At 71.5% G+C, this 1669-nt stretch carries 1 protein-coding gene and 1 pseudogene (1 of these 2 cut by a window edge); both read left to right on the top strand.

Annotated features, from left to right (window positions below; all coding sequences use genetic code 11):
• A pseudogene (locus D471_RS34460) lies at positions 1-1281 on the top strand (DUF2207 domain-containing protein) (it extends 535 nt beyond the left edge of the window).
• 110 nt (positions 1282-1391) lie between these two features.
• A partial coding sequence (locus D471_RS0114265; RefSeq protein WP_017599236.1) for a D-aminoacyl-tRNA deacylase occupies positions 1392-1669 on the top strand: 278 nt, incomplete at its 3' end.

The following is a 1669-nucleotide window of genomic DNA, read 5'->3' on the forward strand; positions in this document are numbered from 1 at the left end:
ACCGCGCCGATGCCCCCGGAGGGGTTGTCGTGCCTGGCGGGCGAGCCGCGCAGCGCGCTGTACTGCACCGCCTCGGACATGGGGAGCGAGCTGGTGTTCGCGCACTTCCTCCAGGCCGACATGCGCCCCAGCGACCGCCTGGACATCGCCGTCACCTATCCGCCCGGTACGGCGTCGGGAGAGCCGATTCTCGAACGCCGTTGGTCGCTGGCCTCGGCCTTCGAGGTCACCCCGTGGACGGCCGGGGTGTTCGGACTCCTCCTGCTGGTCCTGGTGGGCGGACTGGTGGTGCTGATCCGCGTGCGCGGTCGGGACGAGCGCGCGCTGCGCGAGGAGGCCTCTCGGGGCGACCAGGCGCCGGTGACCACCGGAGAGCACGGACGGGCGCGGTTCGAGCCGCCGGACGGCGTCCACCCCGGCCAGATCGGGACCCTCTTCAACGAGACCGTCGACATCACCGACCTCACGGGCGCGGTCGTCGACCTGGCCGTGCGCGGCTACATCCGGCTGGAGGAGCTGCCGCACGAGCACTTCACGTCGGTGGACTGGCGGCTGGTGCGCTTGGACGGGCCGCCCGGCGACAGCCTCCGCCCCTACGAGTGGCTCCTGCTGGACGCCCTCTTCGCCGAGCGCCGGACGGTCCGCCTGTCCCAGGTGGGCACGGCGCGCGTGTGCTCGGACTTCCCCGCACGCATGGACCGGGTACGGGAGGAGCTGTACCGGGACATGGTGCGACTGAGGTGGTTCGCGCGCTCGCCGAACCAGGTGCGCGGGCGCTGGAGCACCACGGGGATGGTGACCACCGCCCTCGGCGTGCTGCTGACCGTGCTGTTGGCCATGTTCACCACGGCGGCGTTCATCGGCCTGGCGGTGGTGATCGCCGGAGCCGCGGTCACCGTCGCCGCCCAGTACATGCCCGCCAAGACCCGCCTGGGCAGCTCGGTGCTCGCGCACACCATCGGCTTCCGGGACTACCTGCTCAGCCAGCGTTCGGCGACGGAACGACCGGGGGAGCGGGTGGAGATCTACTCGCGTTACCTGCCGTACGCGGTCATCTTCGACGACGTCGACCGCTGGGCCAACATCCTGGCCTCGGCCGCGCTGACCGACCTGACCGACGAGGAGCTCACCGGGGACGGCCTGGCCTGGTACACGGGACCGCGCGAGTGGCGGATCGAGGACTTCTCCGACTCCATCAGGACGTTCGCCGTCACCCTCACCGGCATCATCACCAACGCCCGCCGGATGCGGCTGGTCAACCAGTTCCAGCGCAGGCGCTGAGGTTCCGGGGAAGCGCGCCCGGGGCCGGTTCCGGTCCGCGTCTGCCGTATCGTCGGGGCTGTCCGTCCGCGGGGGAGCGGTTCCGCGGCGAGGAGCCACGAGGAGGGAACATGCGCGCGGTCGTGCAGCGGGTGTCGCACGCATCGGTGACGGTGGACGGCGAGGTGGTCGGAGAGATCACGAGCCCCGGGCTGATGGCGCTGGTGGGGGTCACCCACACCGACACCGAGGCGGAGGCGCGCAAGCTCGCGAAGAAGCTGTGGACGCTGCGGATCCTGTCGGACGAGCGGTCCTGTTCGGACGTCGGCGCCCCGCTGCTGGTGGTCAGTCAGTTCACACTCTACGGTGACGCGCGCAAGGGCCGCCGTCCCACGTGGCAGGCGGGGCG

Source organism: Nocardiopsis lucentensis DSM 44048 (assembly GCF_000341125.1).
In the GTDB taxonomy this organism is placed as follows: Bacteria; Actinomycetota; Actinomycetes; order Streptosporangiales; family Streptosporangiaceae; genus Nocardiopsis; species Nocardiopsis lucentensis.